This window comes from Lysobacter sp. 5GHs7-4 (assembly GCF_021284765.1).
Lineage (GTDB): Bacteria > Pseudomonadota > Gammaproteobacteria > Xanthomonadales > Xanthomonadaceae > Lysobacter.
Genome location: NZ_CP089924.1, coordinates 3656542 through 3678489, shown reverse-complemented (window position 1 = coordinate 3678489; position 21948 = coordinate 3656542). Strand labels below are relative to the sequence as shown.

The following is a 21948-nucleotide window of genomic DNA, read 5'->3' as shown; positions in this document are numbered from 1 at the left end:
GTTTGGGCCTACGCATGAAGACTGCCAACACCCGCCCGTCCGCCACTCCGCCGCAGCATGGCCGCGAGGAGAAAGCAGGATCGCGTCTGTCCCGGACCGTGTCTCGTTTCGCGCTGGCCGCGATGCTGCTGTTCGCAGCACCGCTGGCGTTGGCCCAGACCTTCCCGCCGTCGCTGAGCAACACCGCGAGCATCTCGCCGCCCAGCGGCGTGACCAATAGCGGCGCGTCGTGCACCGGCGCCGGGCGCACTTTCAGCGCCGGCGTCTGCTCGTCCACCGATACCAACACCCTGGCGGCCTCGTCCGACCTGGCGATCAGCAAGACCGGCACCGCCACCGTCAATCAGGGCGGCACCGTCACCTACACCATCCTTGTGTGGAACAACGGCGTCAGCAGCTCGCTGGGCGCCAGCATCGCCGACACCGTACCGGCCAACCTGACCTCGGTCAGCTGGACCTGCGCCGGCACCGGCGCGGGTTCGACCTGTAGCGCGGCCAGCGGCACCGGCAACACGATCGCGCTGACCGCGAACCTGCCGGTCGATACCGGCGCGGCCACCACGGCCGACACCGCGTTCGTCACCATCACCGTCACCGGCACCGCGACCACCCCGGGCGCGATCGCCAACACCGCCACCGTGGCAGCGCCGGCTGGCGCCACCGACCCGACGCCGGGCAACAACAGCAGCACCGCCAACACCACCATCACCGCGCTCAACGACCTGGCGATCAGCAAGACCGGTACCGCCACCGTCAATCAGGGCGGCACCGTCACCTACACCCTCCGCGTGTGGAACAACGGCCCGGCCGCGGTCACCGGCGCGAGCATCGCCGACACCGTGCCGGCCAATCTGACCGCGGTCAGCTGGACCTGCGCCGGCACCGGCGCGGGCTCGACCTGCAGCGCGGCCAGCGGCACCGGCAACGCGATCGCGCTGACCGCGAACCTGCCGGTCGATACCGGTGCGGCCACGTCGGCCGACACCAGCTTCGTCACCGTCACCGTCACCGGCACCGCGACCACTCCGGGCGCGATCGCCAACACCGCCACCGTCGCCGCGCCCGCGGGCACCAGCGACCCGACCGCCGGCAACAACAGCAGCACCGCCAACACCACCATCACGGCGCTCAACGACCTGGCGATCAGCAAGACCGGTACCGCCACGGTGAACCAGGGCGGCACCGTCACCTACACCATCCGCGTGTGGAACAACGGTCCCAGCGCCGTGACCGGTGCGAGCATCGCCGACACCGTGCCGGCCAACCTGACTTCGGTCAGCTGGACCTGCGCCGGCACCGGCGCGGGCTCGACCTGCAGCGCGGCCAGCGGCACCGGCAACGCGATCGCGCTGACTGCCAACCTGCCGGTCGATACCGGCGCGGCCACCTCGGCCGACACCAGCTTCGTCACCGTCACCGTGACCGGCACCGCGACCACCCCGGGCGCGATCGCCAACACCGCCACCGTCGCCGCGCCCGCGGGCACCAGCGACCCGACCGCCGGCAACAACAGCAGCACCGCCAACACCACCATCGCGGCGCAGGCCGACCTGTCCATCGTCAAGGGTGTGTCGAACAGCACGCCGACGGTGGGCACCAACGTCACCTTCACCCTGACGGTCACCAACAACGGCCCGTCCGCTGCGGCGGCGGTGTCGGTCGCCGACCTGCTGCCCAACGGCTACACCTATGTGTCCGACAACGGCGCGGGCGCCTACGTGTCCGGCACCGGCGTGTGGACCATCGGCAGCCTGGCCAACGGCGCCAGCGCCTCGCTGCAGATCGTCGCCACCGTGCGCGCGACCGGCACTTACGCCAACACCGCGACCGTGTCGTCCACCACCGGCGATCCGACCCCGGGCAACAACACGTCGACGTCGACCCCGACGCCGGTGGCCTCGGCGGATCTGTCCATCGTCAAGGGCGTGTCCAACAGCACGCCGACCGTGGGCACCAATGTCACCTTCACCCTGACGGTCACCAACAACGGCCCGTCCGCTGCGGCGGCGGTGTCGGTCGCCGACCTGCTGCCCAACGGCTACACCTATGTGTCCGACAACGGCGCGGGCGCTTATGTGTCCGGTACCGGCGTGTGGACCATCGGTGCGCTGGCCAACGGCGCTTCGGCCTCGCTGCAGATCGTGGCCACCGTGCGCGCCACCGGCACCTACGCCAACACCGCGACAGTATCGTCGACGACCAGCGATCCGACCCCGGGCAACAACACCTCGACGTCGACCCCGACGCCGGTGGCCTCGTCCGACCTGTCCATCGTCAAGGGCGTGTCGAACAGCACGCCGACCGTGGGCACCAACGTCACCTTCACGCTGACGGTCACCAACAACGGTCCCAGCGCCGCGACCGGCGTTGCCGTCGCCGACCTGCTGCCGAATGGCTACACCTATGTGTCCGACAACGGCGCGGGCGCTTATGTGCCCGGCACCGGCGCCTGGACCATCGGCAATCTCGCCAACGGCGCGTCGGCCTCGCTGCAGATCGTCGCCACCGTGCGCGCGACCGGGACCTACGCCAACACGGCGACCGTGTCGTCGACCACCAACGACCCGACCCCGGGCAACAACACCTCGACGTCGACGCCGACGCCGGTGGCCTCGTCCGACCTGTCCATCGTTAAGGGCGTGTCGAACAGCACGCCGACCGTGGGCACCAACGTCACCTTCACGCTGACGGTCACCAACAACGGCCCGTCCGCTGCGGCGGCGGTGTCGGTCGCCGACCTGCTGCCGAATGGCTACACCTATGTGTCCGACAACGGCGCGGGCGCTTATGTGCCCGGCACCGGCGCCTGGACCATCGGCAATCTCGCCAACGGCGCGTCGGCCTCGCTGCAGATCGTCGCCACCGTGCGCGCGACCGGGACCTACGCCAACACAGCGACCGTGTCGTCGACCACCAACGATCCGACGCCGGGCAACAACACCTCGACGTCGACGCCGACGCCGGTGGCCTCGTCCGACCTGTCCATCGTCAAGGGCGTGTCCAACAGCACGCCGACGGTGGGCACCAACGTCACCTTCACGCTGACGGTCACCAACAACGGTCCGTCCGCCGCCGCCGGCGTGTCCGTCGCCGACCTGCTGCCGGCCGGCTACACCTACGTTTCCGACAACGGCGCGGGCGCTTATGTGCCCGGCACCGGCGCCTGGACCATCGGCGGCCTGGCCAACGGCGCGTCGGCTTCGCTGCAGATCACCGCGACGGTCAACGCCGCCGGTCCGTACGCGAACACCGCGACCGTGTCGTCGACCACCAACGATCCGACCCCGGGCAACAACACCTCGACGTCGACCCCGACGCCGGTGGTCGCGTCCGACCTGTCCATCGTCAAGGGCGTGTCGAACAGCACGCCGACCGTGGGCACCAATGTCACCTTCACGCTGACGGTCACCAACAACGGCCCGTCGGGTGCGACCGGCGTCGCGGTCGCCGACCTGCTGCCCAGCGGCTACACCTATGTATCCGATAACGGTGCGGGCGCTTACGTGCCGGGCACGGGCGCCTGGACCATCGGCAGCCTCGCCAACGGCGCGTCGGCTTCGCTGCAGATCACCGCAACGGTCAACGCGACCGGCACCTACGCCAACACCGCCACGGTCACGTCGACCTCGAACGATCCGACCCCCGGCAACAACACCAGCACCTCGACGCCGACGCCGGTGGCGTCCGCCGATCTGGCGATCGTCAAGGGCGTGTCGAACAGCACCCCGGTGATCGGCACCAACGTCACCTTCACCCTGACGGTCACCAACAACGGCCCGTCGGCCGCGGCCGCTGTGTCGGTCGCCGACCTGCTGCCGGCCGGCTACACCTACGTCTCCGACAACGGCGCCGGCGCGTATGTGCCCGGCACCGGCGCCTGGACCATCGGCAGCCTGGCCAACGGCGCGTCGGCTTCGTTGCAGATCACCGCGACGGTCAACGCCGCCGGTCCGTACGCGAACACTGCGACCGTGTCGTCGACCACCAACGATCCGACGCCGGGCAACAACACCAGCACCTCGACGCCGGTACCGACGGCGTCGGCGGACCTGGCCATCGTCAAGGGCGTGTCGAACAGCACGCCGACGGTGGGCACCAACGTCACCTTCACCCTGACGGTCACCAATAACGGCCCGTCGGCCGCGGCCGCTGTGTCGGTCGCCGACCTGCTGCCCAGCGGCTACACCTACGTCTCCGACAACGGTGCGGGCGCGTACGTGTCCGGCACCGGCGTGTGGACCATCGGCAGCCTGGCCAACGGCGCCAGCGCTTCGCTGCAGATCACCGCGACGGTCAATGCGACCGGCACCTACGCGAACACCGCGACCGTGTCGTCGACCACCAACGATCCGACCCCGGGCAACAACACCTCGACGTCGACGCCGGCTCCGGTGGCTTCGGCCGATCTGGCGATAGCGAAGTCGGTCGATAATTCGTCCCCGACGGTCGGCACCAACGTCGTGTTCACCCTGACGGTGACCAACAACGGCCCGTCGGCCGCGACCGCCGTCTCGGTCGCCGACCTGCTGCCCAGTGGCTACACCTATGTGTCCGACAACGGCACGGGCGCCTATGTGTCCGGCACCGGCGTGTGGACCATCGGCACGCTCGCCAACGGCGCTTCGGTTTCGCTGCAAATCACCGCCACGGTCAACGCGACCGGCACCTACGCGAACACCGCGACCGTATCGTCGACCACCAACGATCCGACGCCGGGCAACAACACGTCCACCTCGACCCCGGCACCGACGGCGTCCACCGACCTGGCGATCGCCAAGTCCGGCCCCGCAACCGTCAACCAGGGCGGCACCGTCACCTACCAGATCTACGTCTGGAACAACGGCCCCAGCGTGGCGACCGGCGCGAACATCGTCGATATCGTCCCGACCAACCTGACCGCGGTCAGCTGGACCTGCGTCGGCACCGGCGTGGGCGCGAACTGCGCCAGCGCCAGCGGCACCGGCGATCCCAACCTGAGCGTCGACCTGCCGATCGACGGCGGCGTGACGAACGAGCCCAACACCGCGTTCGTCACCATCACCGTGACCGGTACCGCGACGACCCCGGGTTCGATCACCAACACCGCGACGGTCACCGCGACGGCCGGCACGACCGACCCGACGCCGGGCAACAACAGCAGCTCGGCCAACACCGTCATCGTGGCGCAGGCCGATCTGGTGATGGCGAAGTCGGTCGACAATTCGACCCCGACCGTCGGCACCAACGTCGTGTTCACGCTGACGGTCACCAACAACGGTCCGTCCGACGCGGCGGCGGTCTCGGTTGCCGACCTGCTGCCGAACGGCTACAGCTACGTGTCCGACAACGGTGCGGGCGCCTACGTGCCCGGCACCGGCGTGTGGACCGTCGGCACCGTCGCCAACGGCGCTTCCGCTTCGCTGCAGATCACCGCGACCGTGCTGGCCACCGGCACTTACGCCAACACGGCGACGGTCAGCTCGACCACGACCGATCCGACGCCGGGCAACAACACCTCGACGTCGACGCCGACGCCGGTGGCTTCGGCCGACCTGGCGATGGCGAAGTCGGTCGATAACGCGACCCCGACCGTCGGCACCAACGTCGTGTTCACCCTGACGGTGACCAACAACGGCCCGTCGGCTTCGGCCGGCGTCTCGGTCGCCGACCTGCTGCCCAGCGGCTACACCTACGTGTCCGACAACGGTGCGGGCGCTTATGTGTCCGGCACCGGCGTGTGGACCATCGGCAGCCTGGCCAACGGTGCGTCGGCTTCGTTGCAGATCACCGCGACCGTGCTGGCTACGGGCACCTACGCCAACACCGCGACGGTCAGCTCGACCACCAGCGACCCGACCCCGGGCAACAACACCTCGACCTCGACGCCGACGCCGGTGGCGTCGGCCGACCTGGAGATGGTCAAGAGCGTCTCGAACGCCAGCCCGAACGTGGGCGACAGCATCACCTTCACTCTGTCGGTGACCAACAACGGCCCGTCCGCCGCCACGGCGGTGTCGGTGCTGGACCAGTTGCCGGCCGGCTATACCTATGTGTCCGACAACGGCGCGGGCGCCTATGTGCCCGGCACCGGCGTGTGGACCATCGGCAACCTGGCCAACGGCGCCACCGCGGTGCTGCAGATCTCCGTCACCGTCAATGCGGCCGGCCCGTACGCCAACACCGCGACGGTGAGCTCGCCGACCAACGATCCGACGCCGGGCAACAACACCTCGACCTCGACGCCGGGCCCGGTGCCGACGGCCGACCTGGCCATCGTCAAGGGCGTGTCCAACGCCAATCCGACGGTGGGCACCAATGTCGTCTTCACCCTGACGGTCACCAACAACGGCCCGTCGCCCGCGGCGGCGGTGTCGGTCGCCGACCTGCTGCCTAACGGCTACACCTACGTCTCCGACAACGGTGCGGGCGCCTATGTGTCCGGCACCGGCGTGTGGACGATCGGCAGCCTGTCCAACGGTGCGTCCACCTCGTTGCAGATCACCGCGACGGTCAACGCAACGGGCACCTACCTCAACACCGCGACGGTCAGCTCCACCACCAACGACCCGACGCCGGGCAATAACACCGGTACCGCCACGACCGCGCCGGTGGCTTCGGCCGATCTGGCGGTGGCCAAGTCGGTGGACAATGCGACGCCGACGGTCGGTACGAACGTGGTGTTCACGCTGACGGTCACGAACAACGGTCCTTCGGATTCGGCTGGCGTGTCCGTCGCCGACCTGCTGCCCAATGGCTACGCCTACGTGTCGGATAACGGCGCGGGTGCTTACGTCCCGGGCACCGGCGTCTGGACGATCGGTAACCTTGCCAATGGCGCCAACGCTTCGTTGCAGATCACCGCGACGGTCAACGCGACGGGCACCTACCTCAACACCGCGACGGTCAGCTCCACGACCAGCGACCCGACGCCGGGCAACAACACCGGTACTGCCACGACCACCCCGGTAGCTTCGGCCGACCTGGCGATGGCGAAGTCGGTCGACAACGCCACCCCGACCGTCGGCACCAACGTCGTCTTCACCCTGACGGTCACCAACAATGGCCCGTCGGCTTCGGCTGGCGTGTCGGTTGCCGACCTGCTGCCGAACGGCTACACCTACGTCTCTGACAACGGTGCGGGCGCCTACGTCTCCGGCACCGGCGTGTGGACGATCGGTAGTCTGGCCAACGGTGCGTCGGCTTCCTTGCAGATCACTGCGACGGTCAACGCGACGGGCACTTACCTCAACACCGCGACGGTCAGCTCCACGACCAGCGACCCGACGCCGGGCAACAACACCGGTACTGCCACGACCACCCCGGTAGCTTCGGCCGACCTGGCGATGGCGAAGTCGGTCGACAACGCCACCCCGACCGTCGGCACCAACGTCGTGTTCACCCTGACGGTGACCAACAACGGTCCGTCGGCCTCGGCTGGCGTCTCGGTCGCCGACCTGCTGCCCAGCGGCTACACCTACGTGTCCGACAACGGTGCGGGCGCCTATGTGCCTGGCACCGGCGTGTGGACCATCGGTAGTCTGGCCAACGGCGCCTCTGCATCGCTGCAGGTCACCGCGCTGGTCAATGCTGGTGGCACCTACCTCAACAGCGCCACCGTGTCGTCGACCACCAACGACCCGACCACGACGAACAACACCGGCACCGCCACGACCACGCCGGTCGCGTCGGCCGATCTGGTCATGGCCAAGTCGGTGGACAACGCGACCCCGACCGTGGGCACGAACGTCGTGTTCACGCTGACGGTGACCAATAACGGTCCGTCGGATTCGGCTGGCGTGTCGGTCGCCGACCTGCTGCCGAACGGCTATGCCTACGTCTCCGACAACGGTGCAGGCGCCTACGTGTCCGGCACCGGCGTGTGGACCATCGGTAATCTGGCCAACGGCGCCTCTGCATCGCTGCAGATCACCGCGACGGTCAACGCGACGGGCACCTACCTCAACAGCGCCACCGTGTCGTCGACCACCAACGACCCGACCACGACCAACAACACCGGCACCGCCACGACCGCGCCTGTCGCCTCGGCCGATCTGGTGATGGCGAAGTCGGTGGACAACGCCACCCCGACGGTCGGTACGAACGTGGTGTTCACGCTGAACGTGACCAACAACGGTCCGTCGGCTTCGGCCGGCGTCTCGGTCGCCGACCTGCTGCCCAACGGCTACACCTATGTGTCCGACAACGGTGCGGGTGCCTATGTGCCTGGCACCGGCGTGTGGACCATCGGCAACCTGGCCAACGGCGCGTCTGCTTCGCTGCAGATCACCGCGCTGGTCAATGCCGGCGGCACCTACCTCAACAGCGCCACCGTGTCGTCGACCACCAACGACCCGACCACGACCAACAACACCGGCACCGCCACGACCGCGCCTGTGGCCTCGGCCGATCTGGTGATGGCGAAGTCGGTTGACAACGCGACGCCGACGGTCGGTACGAACGTGGTGTTCACGTTGACGGTGACCAACAACGGTCCATCGGATTCGGCTGGCGTGTCGGTCGCCGACCTGCTGCCGAACGGCTACACCTACGTCTCCGACAACGGTGCAGGCGCCTACGTGTCCGGCACCGGCGTGTGGACCATCGGCAGCCTGACCAACGGTGCGTCTGCCTCGCTGCAGATCACCGCGCTGGTCAACGCGACGGGCACCTACCTCAACACCGCGACGGTCAGCGCTACGACCAACGACCCGACCACGACCAACAACACCGGCACCGCCACGACCACGCCGGTCGCGTCGGCCGATCTGGTCATGGCCAAGTCGGTGGACAATGCGACGCCGACGGTCGGTACGAACGTGGTGTTCACGTTGACGGTGACCAACAACGGTCCGTCGGATTCGGCCGGCGTCTCGGTCGCCGACCTGCTGCCCAACGGCTACACCTACGTCTCCGACAACGGTGCAGGCGCCTACGTGTCCGGCACGGGCGTGTGGACCATTGGCAACCTGGCCAACGGCGCGTCGGCCTCGTTGCAGATCACCGCGCTGGTCAACGCGACGGGCACCTACCTCAACACCGCGACGGTCAGCGCCACGACCAACGACCCGACCACGACCAACAACACCGGCACCGCCACGACCGCGCCTGTGGCCTCGGCCGATCTGGTGATGGCGAAGTCGGTGGGCAACGCGACCCCGACCGTGGGCACGAACGTCGTGTTCACCCTGACGGTGACCAACAACGGTCCGTCGGCCTCGGCTGGCGTCTCGGTCGCCGACCTGCTGCCCAACGGCTACACCTACGTCTCTGACAACGGTGCGGGCGCCTACGTGTCGGGCACCGGCGTGTGGACCATCGGCAGCCTGGCCAACGGCGCCAGCGCCTCGTTGCAGATCACCGCGACGGTTAACGCGACCGGTACCTACCTCAACACCGCGACGGTCAGCGCTACGACCAACGACCCGACCACGACCAACAACACCGGCACCGCCACGACCACGCCGGTCGCGTCGGCCGATCTGGTCATGGCGAAGTCGGTCGACAACGCCACCCCGACCGTCGGCACCAACGTCGTCTTCACCCTGACGGTGACCAACAACGGTCCGTCGGATTCGGCCGGCGTCTCGGTCGCCGACCTGCTGCCCAACGGCTACACCTACGTCTCCGACAATGGTGCGGGCGCGTACGTGTCCGGCACCGGCGTGTGGACGATCGGTAACCTCGCCAACGGTGCCAGCGCCTCGCTGCAGATCACCGCGACGGTCAACGCGACGGGTACCTACCTCAACACCGCGACGGTCAGCGCCACGACCAGCGACCCGACCACCACCAACAACACCGGCACCGCCACCACCACGCCCGTGGCCTCGGCCGACCTGTCGATCGACAAGGACGACGCCGGCGCCACCGTGGTGCCGGGCAACAACGTGGTCTACACGATCACCGTCGCCAATGCCGGTCCGTCGGCGGCGTCTGCGATCGTCGTCAGCGACGCGATCCCGGCCGGCCTGGGCTTCGTCAGCGCCAGCGGCGCCGGCTGGAGCTGCGTCAATAACGCCGGCACCGTCGAGTGCTCGCGTCCGACCCTGGCTGCGGGCGCCAATGCCGCGATCACGCTGACCCTGTCGGTGCCGTCCAACTACGCCGGCGCTTCCACGATCAGCAACACCGCCAGCGTCGCCAGCGCCACCAGCGACCCGAACAACGGCAACGACAGCGACACCGAAACCACCCCGGTCTCGATCACCATCGATGCCGTGGACGATGCGGCCACCGTGCTGCCGTTCGCCGGCGGCACCGTGCCCAACGTGACCGTCAACGACACCACCAACGGCGTCGCCGTGGTCATCGGCGTCAACGCCACCGCGCCGACCATCGTCAGCGACGGCGGCCTGACCGGTCTGGTCGCGAACCCGGACGGCAGCTTCACCGTGCCGGCCGGCTCGACCCCGGGCGCCTACACCGTCACCTACCGCATCTGCACGCTGCCGGGCACCACGCCGGCCACCTGCGACGATGCCAGCGTGCCGGTCGTGGTCGGCCCGGATGCCGTGGACGACACCGCCACCACGCCGCAGAACACCGCGCTCAACGGCACCGCCACCGGCGGTGACAGCGCGCCGGTGGGCTCGACCTACGCCCTGGTCACCGGCACCAGCAACGGCACCCTGACCCTCAACAGCGACGGCACCTACACCTACACGCCGAACGCCAACTACAGCGGTCCGGACAGCTTCAGCTACCGCCTGTGCCTGCCGGCGCCGAACGGTTCGGTCTGCGACACCGCGACCGTGTCGATCACCGTCGGCGGCAACACCGTCACCGCGGTCGACGACAGCGCCAGCACGCCGCAGAACACCCCGGTGGTCGTCAATGTGATCGGTAACGACACCACCACCGGTGCGCCGCTCAACCCGGCCTCGGTCAGCATCGTCACGCCGCCGACCACCAGCACCGTGACCTGCGATGCCGCCGGTCTGTGCACCTACACGCCGAGCACCGGCTTCAGCGGCGTGGTCAGCTTCGTCTACCGCGTCTGCGACGTGTCCACGCCGACCCCGGTCTGCGCCGATGCGACCGCCACGATCACCGTGGCGCAAGCGGTGATCGTCGCCAACGACGACGACTACAGCGGCACGCCGGTCAACGGCGGCACCGGCGCGGCCAACGTCGGCAACGCGCTGACCAACGACAGCCTCAACGGCGGCGCGATCGACCTGGCCTTCGTGACCTTCACCGTCAACGACCCGAACCCGGGCGATGGCGTGTCGGTCGCGAGCGACGGCACGATCTCGGTCGCGGCGGGCACTCCGGCGGGCACCTATGTGATCCCGTACCAGCTGTGCGAGACCGCGCGTCCGAGCAATTGCGATACGGCCTCGATCACCGTGGTGGTCAACGCCGCCCCGATCGACGCGGTCGACGACCCGGTGGCGACGCCGGTCAACGGCAGCACCGGTGCGACCGGTGTGGTCAACGTGCTGGGCAACGACACCCTCAACGGTATCGCCGCCACCACGACCACCGTCACCCTGGCGCCGGTCACCAGCGGCCCGCTGACGGTCAATGCCAACGGCACGGTCGATGTCGCGCCGAATACCCCGGCCGGCACCTACACCGTGGTCTATCGCATCTGCGAGGTGCTGAACCCGAGCAACTGCGACACCGCGACGGTCACCGTGACGGTCAACGCCGCGCCGATCGACGCGGTCGACGACACCGTCGCCACGCCGGTCAACGGCAGCGCCGGCGGTACGGGCGTCATCAACGTGCTGGGCAACGACACCCTCAACGGCAGCACGCTGAACCCGGCCGACGTCACCCTGACGCCGGTCACCAACGGCCCGCTGACGGTCAATGCCAACGGCACGGTCGATGTCGCGCCGAACACCCCGGCCGGTACCTACACCGTGACCTACCGCATCTGCGAGGTGCTGAACCCGAGCAACTGCGACACGGCCGTGGTCACGGTCACCGTGGTCGCTCCGGCGATCACCGCGGTCGACGATCTGGTCGGCGGCGGCAACGGCGTGACCCCGCAGAACACCCCGCTGGTCACCAACGTGCTGGGCAACGACACCCTCAACGGTGCCGCGATCGATCCGGCCCTGGTCAACGTCACCATCGCCACCAACCCGGCCAACGGTACGGTCGTGGTCAACAGCGACGGCACCGTGACCTACACGCCCAACCCGAACTTCAGCGGCAACGACAGCTACACCTACACGATCTGCGAGAAGCTCAACCCGACCAACTGCGCCACCGCCACCGTCACGGTGCTGGTGCAGCCGAACGTGGTCGTAGCCACCGACGACGTGACCACCACCAACCAGCAGACTCCGGTGGCGATCAGCGTGCTCGGCAACGACACCGTGACCAGCGCCCCGCTGGATCCGGCGTCGGTCGCCGTGACCGTGCCGCCGGCCAACGGCACCGTGAGCTGCGCCGCGGGCGTGTGCACCTACACCCCGAACCAGTTCTTCGCCGGTACCGACAGCTTCACCTACCGCGTCTGCGACACCTCCGTCCCGACCCCGGTCTGCGACACCGCCGTGGTCACCATCACGGTGAACGCCAACGCGCCGGTGCTGCGCCTGAGCAAGCAGGCGGCCACGCGCTCGGTCAAGGTCGGCGACCTGGTCCGCTACACCGTGATCGCCGAGAACGTGGGCGACTCGCCGGCACGCAACGCGACCCTGGTCGATACGCTGCCCGCGGGCTTCACCTACGTCGACGGCTCGCTGAGCGTGAACGACGAGGACGACGCGGCCACCGTCGGCGGTACCAGTCCGCTGCGCATCAACGGCATCGATGTCGCCATCGGTCAGCGCGCCACCATCGTCTACTTCCTGCGCGTCGGCGCCGGCGTGGGCAAGGGCGTGCACACCAACAGCGTCACCGCGCTGGACGTCACCGGCACCTCCATCAGTAACGTCGCCACCGCCGATGTCGATATGGCTGGCGATCCGCTGCTGGAAGACAGCCTGATCATGGGTTCGGTCTACGACGACCGCGACGGCGACGGCTGGCAGGATCCGGCCAAGGCCGGTGGCGTTCGCGTGCAGGGCGGCTTCGCCCCGGGCGCCTACGTCGCAGGTTCGACCACGGTCGACCGCGGTGCCGGCCCGCAGCCGGAGCCCGACGCCAGCGCGCCGCTGCTGCACGGCATCGCGATCGGCGACATCGCCGGCCGCGGCTCCAACGCCGACAGCGCCCAGCGCCATCAGGTCGTCGTGCGTCAGACCCTGCGCTCGCTCGACTTCAGCGACGACTTCGTCCTGACCACCGAAGAGGGCAGCACCGTGCGCATGAACGCCGCCGGCCAGACCACGGTCGAACGCACTCGCGGCGATGCGGCCAAGGGCCTGACCGCGCAGGACCTGCAGGTCACGCGCCAGGTCAGCCAGCTCGCCGACGGCTACGAGGTGTCCTACACGATCCGCAACGAAGGCGTCGACGAGCGCGGCATCCCCGGCGTGCGTATCGCGTCGGTGGAAGGCCTGATCATGCAGACCGACGCCTACGGCCGTTACCACCTGGAAGGCATCCACGGTGGCGACGCCGCGCGCGGCCGCAACTTCATCCTCAAGGTCGACCAGGCCACGCTGCCGCCGGGCTCGGTGTTCACCACTGAAAACCCGCGCGTGCGCCGCGTGACCCAGGGCGTGCCGACCCGCTTCGACTTCGGCGTCAAGCTGCCCGCCGGCGAGATCCGCGGCGGCAGCAGCCAGACCGACGTCGAGCTGGGCGAGGTGATGTTCGACGCCGGCAGCGACCAGGTGAAGGGCGACTACGCGCCGATGTTCGGCAAGATCGCCCAGCGCCTGCGCGACGCCGACGGCGGCAGCGTGACGATCACCGCGCAGGCCGAAGGCGAGGCCCTGGCCTTCGCCCGCGCCCATGCGGTGCAGGCCGCGCTGAGCAAGGAACTGGAGCCGGCGCTGGCCGCCAAGGTCCGCATCGACGTGGTGGCGGGTACCGACGCCACGCTGGTGAGCCTGAATCAACCTGGTTTGGACCAGGCCATCAAGCTGGGCGAAGTGCTGTTCGACACCGACAAAGACACGATCCGTCCGCAATACCGCGGCCTGATCTCGGAAATCGCCAAGACCCTCAACCGCGAAGGCCGCGGTGTGATCGGTATCGTCGGCCGCGCCGATCCGCGCGGCGCCAACGCCTACAACGTCCAGCTCGGCCTGCGCCGCGCCAAGGCCGTGTTCGAGGCGATATCGGCCGAACTCGAGCCGAAGGTGAGACAGAAGGTGCGAGTGGACATAACTGACGATACCAACGCCCCCGTCGGCGTGGGCGGCCGCTGAGGACATGGCCATGAAGATGAAGATGAAGCTTCTGGACATGACCCTGATCGGCCTGCTCTCGGCCGGTGTCGCCGGCCCGTCGCTGGCTCAGGACGCGGCGCCCAAGGCCGAAGGCGAGGGCGGTGCGCGTTGCGGAGGCAGCGAGTGCCGCAGCGACGAAGGCCTGCTGTTCCGCGTCCGCACCCGCGGCGAGGAACGCCCGGTCGCGCAAGGCGACGACGCCGACGCCCTGCAGCGCAACCGTCGCGTCGACGTGGTGCGCGAGGACGTGCTGCCCGGCAGCGCCAAGATCGCCGGCCGCTTCAGCATCGACCTGCCCAACGGCGGTGTGATCTGGGCGACCGAAGATCCCACCCTGGGCCGCCCGGTGCTGGACGTGCAGGGCGGTTCCACCGTGCCGTTCGAGAACGGCCGCATCGCCAAGCCGCTGCGCTTCCACGGTTACACCAACTACGCCTCGTTCATCGAGCGCTGGGAAGTCACCGTCTACCGCGGCAGCGACACCGACCTGGTCACGCCGCTGGCCAAGATCGATCTGCCGGTGGCCAACGTCACCGACCAGACCTGGGACGGCACGCTGCCCGAGGGCCTCAACCTGCAGCCCGGCGACGAGCTGATCTATGTCGCCCGCGCCTACGGCAAGGACGGCAGCTTCGACGAAACCGTCGGCAACCGCGTGCAGCTGGTGCGTCCGGAAGACTACGAGCGCGGCATCCAGGTGCTGCGCGACGAGAACCAGCGCTCGCTGGGCAAGCTGCTGGACGGCGACGAGGCCGAATCGCAAGGCATCGAGAACGCGATCTACGGCCGCAGCTCGCTGCGCATCCAGAACATCCCGATCTATGGCTCGCGCGTGCGCATCTACGGCCGCGACATCCCGCGCGACACGCAGCTGACCATCAACGGCGAGACCTTCCCGATCGACCTCGAGCGCAAGTTCGTGGCCGAGTTCCTGGAGCCGATCGGCCGTCACGGCTACGACGTGGCGATCAAGCCGCGCGGCGGCGCGCCGCTGGAACACCGCCTGGACGTCGACGTCACCGGCAAGTACGCGTTCCTGGTCGCGCTGGCCGACGTCACCGTGTCGGAGAACAACGTCAGCGGCAACATCGAACCGCTGGCCGGCGACGAGCGCTACGACAAGGACTTCATCAGCGAAGGCCGCCTGGCGTTCTATTTGAAGGGCAAGGTCAAGGGCAAGTACCTGATCACCGCCCAGGCCGACACCCGCGAGCGCGAGATCAAGCAGCTGTTCAACGGCTTCTTCGACGCCGATGCGCAGGACGTGTTCCGCCGCCTCGACCCCGACCTGTACTACCCGGTCTACGGCGACGACTCCAGCACCTACCGCGACGTCGATACCCAGGGCCGTTTGTACGTGCGCGTGGACTGGGACCAGAACCAGGCGCTGTGGGGCAACTTCAACACCGGCATCACCGGCACCGAGTACGGCCAGTACGACCGCTCGCTGTACGGCGCGGCGCTGTCCTGGCGTTCGCGCGGCACCACCCAGCTGGGCGCGCCCAAGAGCGAGGTGCGCGCGTTCGGTTCCGAGGCGCAGAGCGCCTACGGCCACACCGAATTCCTCGGCACCGGCGGCAGCCTGTACTACCTCAAGCACACCGACGTGCTGCCGGGTTCGGACAAGGTCACCCTGGAAATCCGCGACCGCACCACCGGCCGCACCGAAAGCCGCGTGGACCTGCAGCGCGGCGCCGATTACGAGATCGACGAGCTGCAAGGCCGACTGATCCTGACCCGTCCGCTGGCCCAGGTCACGCGCGAGAACGTGCGCACCCTGACCCGCGACAACCCGCTGGACGGCTACACCCAACTGCTGCTGGTCGACTACGAATACGTGCCGGTCGGTTTCGACGCCGACGACGTCAGCGCCGGTTTCCGTGGCAAGCAGTGGTTCGGCGAGCACGTCGCGGTGGGCGGCACCTACATCGACGAGAACCGTCGAGGCGACGACTACACCCTCAAGGGCGCCGACCTGACCCTGCAGGCCGGTCGCGGCACCTACCTGAAGCTGGAGCAGACCCGCAGCGAGTCCACCGTCGCGCCGATCTTCTACTCCGACAACGGCGGCCTGAGCTTCATCCAGCGCAACCCGACCAGCGGCGCGCGCAGCGGCGAAGCCCGCGCGGTGGAAGCGCGCGCCAACTTCAAGGAGCTGGGCTGGACCGACCGCGACTGGAGCGTGGGCGCCTGGTGGCGCGACGTCGATGCCGGCTTCTCGGTCTCGCGTGCCGACACCGGTCTGGACATCGAGGAGTACGGCGCCGAGTTCCTGGGCTACTTCACCGAGAACTTCAGCCTGTACGGCAAGTACTCGCGCGCCGAGCGCGGTAACGAGGCGCTGGAACAGAGCCAGCTGACCGCCGATTGGCGCATCACCAACGACACCCAGCTGGGCGCCGAGCTGCGCCGCGTCCGCGAGGAGCGTCTCAGCGGCACCGCCGACGCCTTGTTGGCGGCCGTGAGCTACCGCCGCCGCTTCGGCTCCTCGCTGGAGGTGTACGGCGTCGGCCAGATCACCGCCGATGACGATAACGGTGCTTACGACCGCAACAACCTGGCCACGCTGGGCGCCAAGTACCTGTTCGGCGACCGTTCCAGCGTCGGCGCCGAAGTCAGCGGCGGCAGCCGCGGCCACGGCGGCAAGGTCGAGGCCGAGTACCGCATCAAGCCCGACCACACGCTCTACGGCGCCTACAGCTACAGCACCGACACCACCGCCACCGACCCGCTGTTCAACCGCGACCTGCAGAACGGCTGGACCCTCGGCCAGCGCTGGCGCCTGAGCAACCAGGTCAACCTGTTCAACGAAAGCCAGTTCCTCAAGGACCCCAGCGACAACAGCCAGGGCATCGTCCACACCTACGGCATGGACTTCTATCCGTCCGAAGGCTGGAACATCGGCTTCACCATCATGGACGGCGAACTGGATGCCGCCACCGGCCGCGTCGACCGCCGCGCCTACAGCGTCAGCGGCGGCCGCACCGACGAAATCGCCCAGTGGAGCAGCAAGCTGGAGTACCGCAAGGACACCGGCGCCGAGCAGCGCGAGCAGTGGGTCACCACCAACCGCCTGTTCTACAAGGTCAACGAAGACCTGCGCCTGGCCCTGCGCGCCAACTACGCCGACACCCAGGACGACCTCAACCCGCTGGAAAGCGCCAAGCTGGCCGAAGCCAACCTCGGCTTCGCCTACCGCCCGCACGACAACACCCGCTGGGGCCTGTTCGGCAAGTACACCTACCTGTACGACCTGGCCACCCTCGGCCAGGACGGCGGCGCCACCTACGACCAGCGCTCGCAGGTGCTGTCGTTCGAAGGCGTCTACCGCATCGACGACAAGTGGGAAGTGGCCGGCAAGCTCGCCAGCCGTTGGGGCGACTACCGCATCGGTCGCGGCGAAGGCCAGTGGCTGGACAGCCGCGCCGACTTCGTCGCCGGCCAGCTGCGCTACCACCTGATCGGCAAGTGGGAAGGCCTCGCCGAGTACCGCTGGCTGCAGGTCAAGGACGGCGGCGACCGCCGCGGTTGGCTGATCGGCCTGGACCGCCAGCTCGGCGACAACTTCAAGGTCGGCGTGGGCTACAACTTCACCGACTTCAGCGACGACCTGACGGATTTGAAGTACGACAATAAGGGGTGGTTCTTGAATCTGGCGGGTTACTACTGATCAGCCGGGTTCAACGCTACGCCAAAACGCCGCGGCCTCCGCGGCGTTTTCTTTTGCGGTCCTCCTTAGGGTAGGGGCGGATCGCAGAGGTGTAGCTGCGACCCACGCGGGTGGCCGTAGGGCGCGGCCGCGGCCTACGCCACTCCTACTCCAAAGCCCCATCACCGTCACGAATCGCCACGTGTCGGCGATGCCTTCCACGATCCGCTGCCGCTACTTGGCACGCCCGGTTTCAGTGCTGCCATCCGGCTAGCAAGCGATTGCATTAGGGCGGTGGCGTCCCCGCGCAACAGCAAGCTTTGGGGTAGGAGCGGCGTAAGCCGCGACCGCGAACCTTCGGCCACTTGCGCGGGTCGCGGCTTGCGCCGCTGCTATCCCAAGGCCCGTCGTGGGCGGCCTTAAGGCGTGGCGTCACGCAGCATCAGCTTCGGCGCGGTCCACACCGCCAAGGCCGCGCCGGCCAGCTGCGCCAACACGAAGCCGCCCGCATCGGCTGGGCGGATGCCCGCGAACGTCTGCGTCAGCGAGCGCGCCAGCGTGACCGCGGGGTTGGCGAAGGACGTGCTGGCGGTGAACCAGTACGCGGCGAAAATATAGCTGGCCACCAAGGCGGGCAGGGCGGTCGGGCGGTGGCGCGCGCCCAGCAGTATCGTGAGCAATAGCCCGAACGTGGCCACGGCTTCGCTCAACCATTGCGCCGCGCCGCTGCGCACGCGGACGCCGGGCTGCCACAGCGGCAGTTCGAACATGGCGTGCGCGAGCAGCACGCCAGCCACCGCAGCGGCGATCTGCACGCCGACGTAGGCCAGCGCTTCGCGGGTGTCCAGCGCTCCGCGCAGGCGTAGGGCCAGCGTGACCGCCGGGTTGAAATGCGCGCCCGACACCGGCCCCAGCAGCACGATCAGCACGTACAGCATGCCGGCGGTCGCGGCGGCGTTGGCGAGCAAGGCGATGGCGGCGTTGCCGCCGGACAAGGCCGTGCCCATCACGCCGGAGCCGACCACCGTGGCCAGCAGCAGGGCGGTACCGATGAACTCGGCCAACAGCTTGCGCGGCAAGCTCACTGCAACGAGGCCAGCAGCGCGCGCACGCGCGCCGAAATGTCGTCGCGCACGGCGCGGTAGGCATCGCCGTCCAGGTGCTTGGGATCGGGCAGCGCCCAATCCTCGCGCACCCGCGCTGGCACCCAAGGACAGTTGTCGCCGCACCCCATGGTGATCACGGCGTCGAATGCGCCGTCGATCTCGTCCAGCGACTTGGACGCGTGCGCGCTCAGGTCGTAACCCAACTCGGCCATGTAATGAATGGCCTTGGGGTTGATGCGGCCGGACGGCGCGGAGCCGGCGCTGTGGGCCTCGACGCGGTCGCCGCCATGAAGGCGGGCGAAGGCTTCGGCCATCTGGCTGCGGTTGGCGTTTTCGACGCAGACGAACAGGACGCGTGGCTTGGTGGTCATAGGAGGATTGAAGGGCTGGAGGGTGCGGCGATCGCGAAGCGTCGGCGATGTGCCGATGCCTATTCGATCTGTTTGCTCAGGCATGCCGCCGACGCCGGGCACAGCGATTGGAATTCGGCGCTGGCTTGCACGCCGGTCGGCGCCTGCGCACGTTCGATGGGCCTGTAACCGCGCTTGCTGAAGAAGTCGGCGGCGGTCTGCGTCAGCAGGACCAACTGGCGCAGGCCGCGCGCCTGCGCGTCGCGCTCGGCCGCGGCGACCAGACGGTCGCCGATGCCGGTGCGGCGGTACTCGGGACTTACCGCCAGCGAGCGCAACAAGCCGACGTCGCCGAACGCTTGCACCCCGACCACGCCGGCCAGCACGCGGTCGTCGTCCGCCACTAGAAAGGCGACTGCGGCTGTATCGAGGTCCTGCACAGGCAGCGCGCTGGCTGTCAGCAATTGACGGATAGCCGCGTGTTCTGAGGGGAGGGCGATGCGCACCTGCATGGCGCCAACCTCAGCCACAGCTGGCGGATGTGGCGCAGCAACCGGCGGCTACCGGTTTCGCGGCTATCGGCGGGCTGGGCGCGCAGGCGGCCGCGCCTTCGCCGGCGCACCCCACGTCCGGGTCGTAGTAGGTGGTGGCTTCGCCGAACGTGTGGAAGGTTTCCCAACGCGTGCCCTGCGGGTCGGCGGTCCACAGCTTGTCGGCCTGCGCGTAACAGCACACGGCCGCTTCCTCGGGGACGACGGTGCCGCCGGCCGCGTCCAGGCGCTGGCCCAAGGCGCTGAGTTCGTCGCCGCTATCGACTTGCAGCCCCAGGTGGTCGATGCCCGGCGCGCGGCCGGTATGGGAGATGGCGAAATTGATGCGCGGGTCGTCCAGCATCCATTTGGCGTAGTCCGCTTTCTGCACGGTCGGCGGCATGGCGAACAGTTCGTTGTAGAAGCGGATGCTGGCGGAGAGGTCGGCGACGTTCAGATGCACATGGAAGCGATTCATCGTGAGGCTCCTTTCGGGCGAGGGGCGCAAGCGGGCGCGCAGGTTTCGACGCCGCCGCAGCAGTTTTCGGTGAGGTAGGCCAGCAGCGCGTTCATCTGCACGTAATGGGCGCGGACCCGGATCACCCGGCCCTCGCGTTGGTCGTGCACCAAGCCGGCATTGCGCAGCACATTGAGGTGAGCGGTGAGGGTGGCGGGCGGTAGGTCCAGGCGCTCTCGAAGCTCGCCCACCGACATACCCTCGGGGCCGGCTTGCACGAGTTGGCGGAACGCGGCCAGCCGGGATTCGTGGCTTAGGGCGCCGAGCGCGGCCAGGGCGGTTGATTCTTCCATAGTTCCAGTATTATGGAAATATTGGATTTGTCAAGCCGGGATGCTCGCGAAGATCAGAGCTTCTCCGGCCGAGTCGCCGGCACGACATGGCCGCGTTGACAGCGCTGGAACGGCCGCACGACACTCGTTCGCAAACAAGCGCGACCGGTCGCCGCGATCGGTCGCACCCCAGCTCGGGAGGCGCTATGTGCCGAAACATCCGGACCCTGTACAACTTCGAGCCGCCGGCGACGGCCGACGAGGTGCGCGCGTCGGCGTTGCAGTTCGTACGCAAGCTCAGCGGTTTCAACGCGCCGTCGCAGGCCAATCAGGCCGCGTTCGATCTGGCCGTGAAGCAGGTCAGCGAGGCGGCGACCACGCTCATCAATTCGCTGACCACGTTCAGTCCGCCCAAGAACCGCGACGTCGAACGCGCCAAGGCCGCGGAGCTTTCGGCCAAGCGTTTCGGCCGGCCCGCGGGTTCGGGCCAGTCATCCAAGCCCAAGGCGCAACGCGGCTGAAGGCCTGGAGTAGCGTGGCATGGAGCGTTTGCTGCTGTGGTTCGCCTCGCTGGTCTTGGTCGCGGCAACGCTGCTGGTGGGCGCTTGCGATAGGCAAACCGGGCTTCCGTCTCTCGACGCCGGCGCGGTAGGCGGGATCGAGTCCATCGTCGTCGATGGGCGGCGTTACTTCTTCGGCTACAGCCATCGCGACGACCGCGTGCTGACGCCGTTGTTCACCCGCGAAGGCGCCATCGCCGAACACGCGGCGACGCACATGGCGCAGACCGACGGCCGCCACGATGCGGCGTTCTGGTCGGGCATGGCGCATCGCGCGATCGCCGAGTCCGATCTCACCGACGCCCAGGGCCAAGTCATCGCCTTGGCGCCGCTCAAGGCGGCCGTGGCGGACCTGCGCCGCGATACGGCCACGACACGGGCGTTGTCCGGCATCGTGCTGCCGGAGCATCTGTATTACTTGTTGGAAGTGAACAGCCAGTGGCCTGACGGGGATCCGTCGCCGGCAGTGGTGCAGGCCGCGCAGCGCCTGGGCCTGGAGGCCGACGACACCAGCGGATGGATGGAAATCTCCGCAGGCGTGCTCAGCGGCGCGACGCCGCTGCCGAAGGGCGCCGAGTTTCGGGATGCGGCGGCGGTCTACCTGTGGTACTTCGACCGTCTGGTGGGCCATCAGCGGCACGGTTGGTCGGCGAGTCTGGGCTTGTCGTAGTCTGCGCGCGGCGCA

General features: G+C 68.6%; 9 protein-coding genes. 4 read left to right on the top strand and 5 right to left on the bottom strand.

From position 1 onward, the window contains the following. The first annotated feature begins 98 nt into the window (after positions 1-98). Both LVB77_RS16580 and LVB77_RS16575 read left to right on the top strand, forming a co-directional pair. Positions 99-14258 (top strand): CARDB domain-containing protein, encoded by a 14160-nt coding sequence (locus LVB77_RS16580; RefSeq protein WP_232907184.1) that lies wholly within the window; start codon positions 99-101, stop codon positions 14256-14258. A gap of 10 nt (positions 14259-14268) precedes the next feature. Beyond that, positions 14269-17949, top strand: coding sequence for a hypothetical protein (locus LVB77_RS16575; RefSeq protein WP_232907183.1), 3681 nt, complete (start codon positions 14269-14271; stop codon positions 17947-17949). 398 nt (positions 17950-18347) lie between these two features. Here LVB77_RS16575 and LVB77_RS16570 read toward each other — a convergent pair whose 3' ends face one another. Genes LVB77_RS16570 through LVB77_RS16550 form a run of 5 tightly spaced genes read right to left on the bottom strand, consistent with a single transcriptional unit; the run spans position 18348 to position 20724 of the window. Next, a complete protein-coding gene (locus LVB77_RS16570) occupies positions 18348-19013 on the bottom strand; it encodes an aquaporin (protein WP_232907182.1) in 666 nt (221 codons plus the stop codon). After that, complete coding sequence (locus LVB77_RS16565) at positions 19010-19405, bottom strand: arsenate reductase ArsC (protein WP_232907181.1); 396 nt, start codon at positions 19403-19405, stop codon at positions 19010-19012. Before LVB77_RS16565 ends, LVB77_RS16570 begins: the two co-directional genes overlap by 4 nt. Positions 19406-19464: 59 nt before the next feature. After that, positions 19465-19896, bottom strand: a complete 432-nt coding sequence (gene arsN2 / locus LVB77_RS16560; RefSeq protein ID WP_232907180.1) for an arsenic resistance N-acetyltransferase ArsN2 — start codon at positions 19894-19896, stop codon at positions 19465-19467. 10 nt (positions 19897-19906) lie between these two features. Then, entirely contained in the window at positions 19907-20392 is a 486-nt protein-coding gene (locus LVB77_RS16555) for an ArsI/CadI family heavy metal resistance metalloenzyme (protein WP_232907179.1), read from the bottom strand. Continuing rightward, on the bottom strand, positions 20389-20724 hold the full coding sequence (locus LVB77_RS16550) for a metalloregulator ArsR/SmtB family transcription factor (RefSeq protein WP_232907178.1): 336 nt from the start codon (positions 20722-20724) through the stop codon (positions 20389-20391). Before LVB77_RS16550 ends, LVB77_RS16555 begins: the two co-directional genes overlap by 4 nt. Before the next feature lie 185 nt (positions 20725-20909). Here LVB77_RS16550 and LVB77_RS16545 point away from each other — a divergent pair, with 185 nt between their 5' ends. Next, a complete protein-coding gene (locus LVB77_RS16545) occupies positions 20910-21224 on the top strand; it encodes a DUF2277 domain-containing protein (RefSeq protein WP_232907177.1) in 315 nt (104 codons plus the stop codon). Positions 21225-21243: 19 nt separating this feature from the next. Continuing rightward, a complete protein-coding gene (locus LVB77_RS16540; RefSeq protein ID WP_232907176.1) occupies positions 21244-21933 on the top strand; it encodes a hypothetical protein in 690 nt (229 codons plus the stop codon). Positions 21934-21948: the final 15 nt, after the last annotated feature.

Coding starts and splice junctions, on each gene's coding strand:
- LVB77_RS16540 (WP_232907176.1), top strand. CDS start 21,244: ATGGAGCGTTTGCTGCTGTGGTTCGCCTCGCTGGTCTTGGTCGCGGCA.
- LVB77_RS16545 (WP_232907177.1), top strand. CDS start 20,910: ATGTGCCGAAACATCCGGACCCTGTACAACTTCGAGCCGCCGGCGACG.
- LVB77_RS16575 (WP_232907183.1), top strand. CDS start 14,269: ATGAAGATGAAGATGAAGCTTCTGGACATGACCCTGATCGGCCTGCTC.
- LVB77_RS16565 (WP_232907181.1), bottom strand. CDS start 19,405: ATGACCACCAAGCCACGCGTCCTGTTCGTCTGCGTCGAAAACGCCAAC.
- LVB77_RS16555 (WP_232907179.1), bottom strand. CDS start 20,392: ATGAATCGCTTCCATGTGCATCTGAACGTCGCCGACCTCTCCGCCAGC.
- arsN2 (WP_232907180.1), bottom strand. CDS start 19,896: ATGCAGGTGCGCATCGCCCTCCCCTCAGAACACGCGGCTATCCGTCAA.
- LVB77_RS16550 (WP_232907178.1), bottom strand. CDS start 20,724: ATGGAAGAATCAACCGCCCTGGCCGCGCTCGGCGCCCTAAGCCACGAA.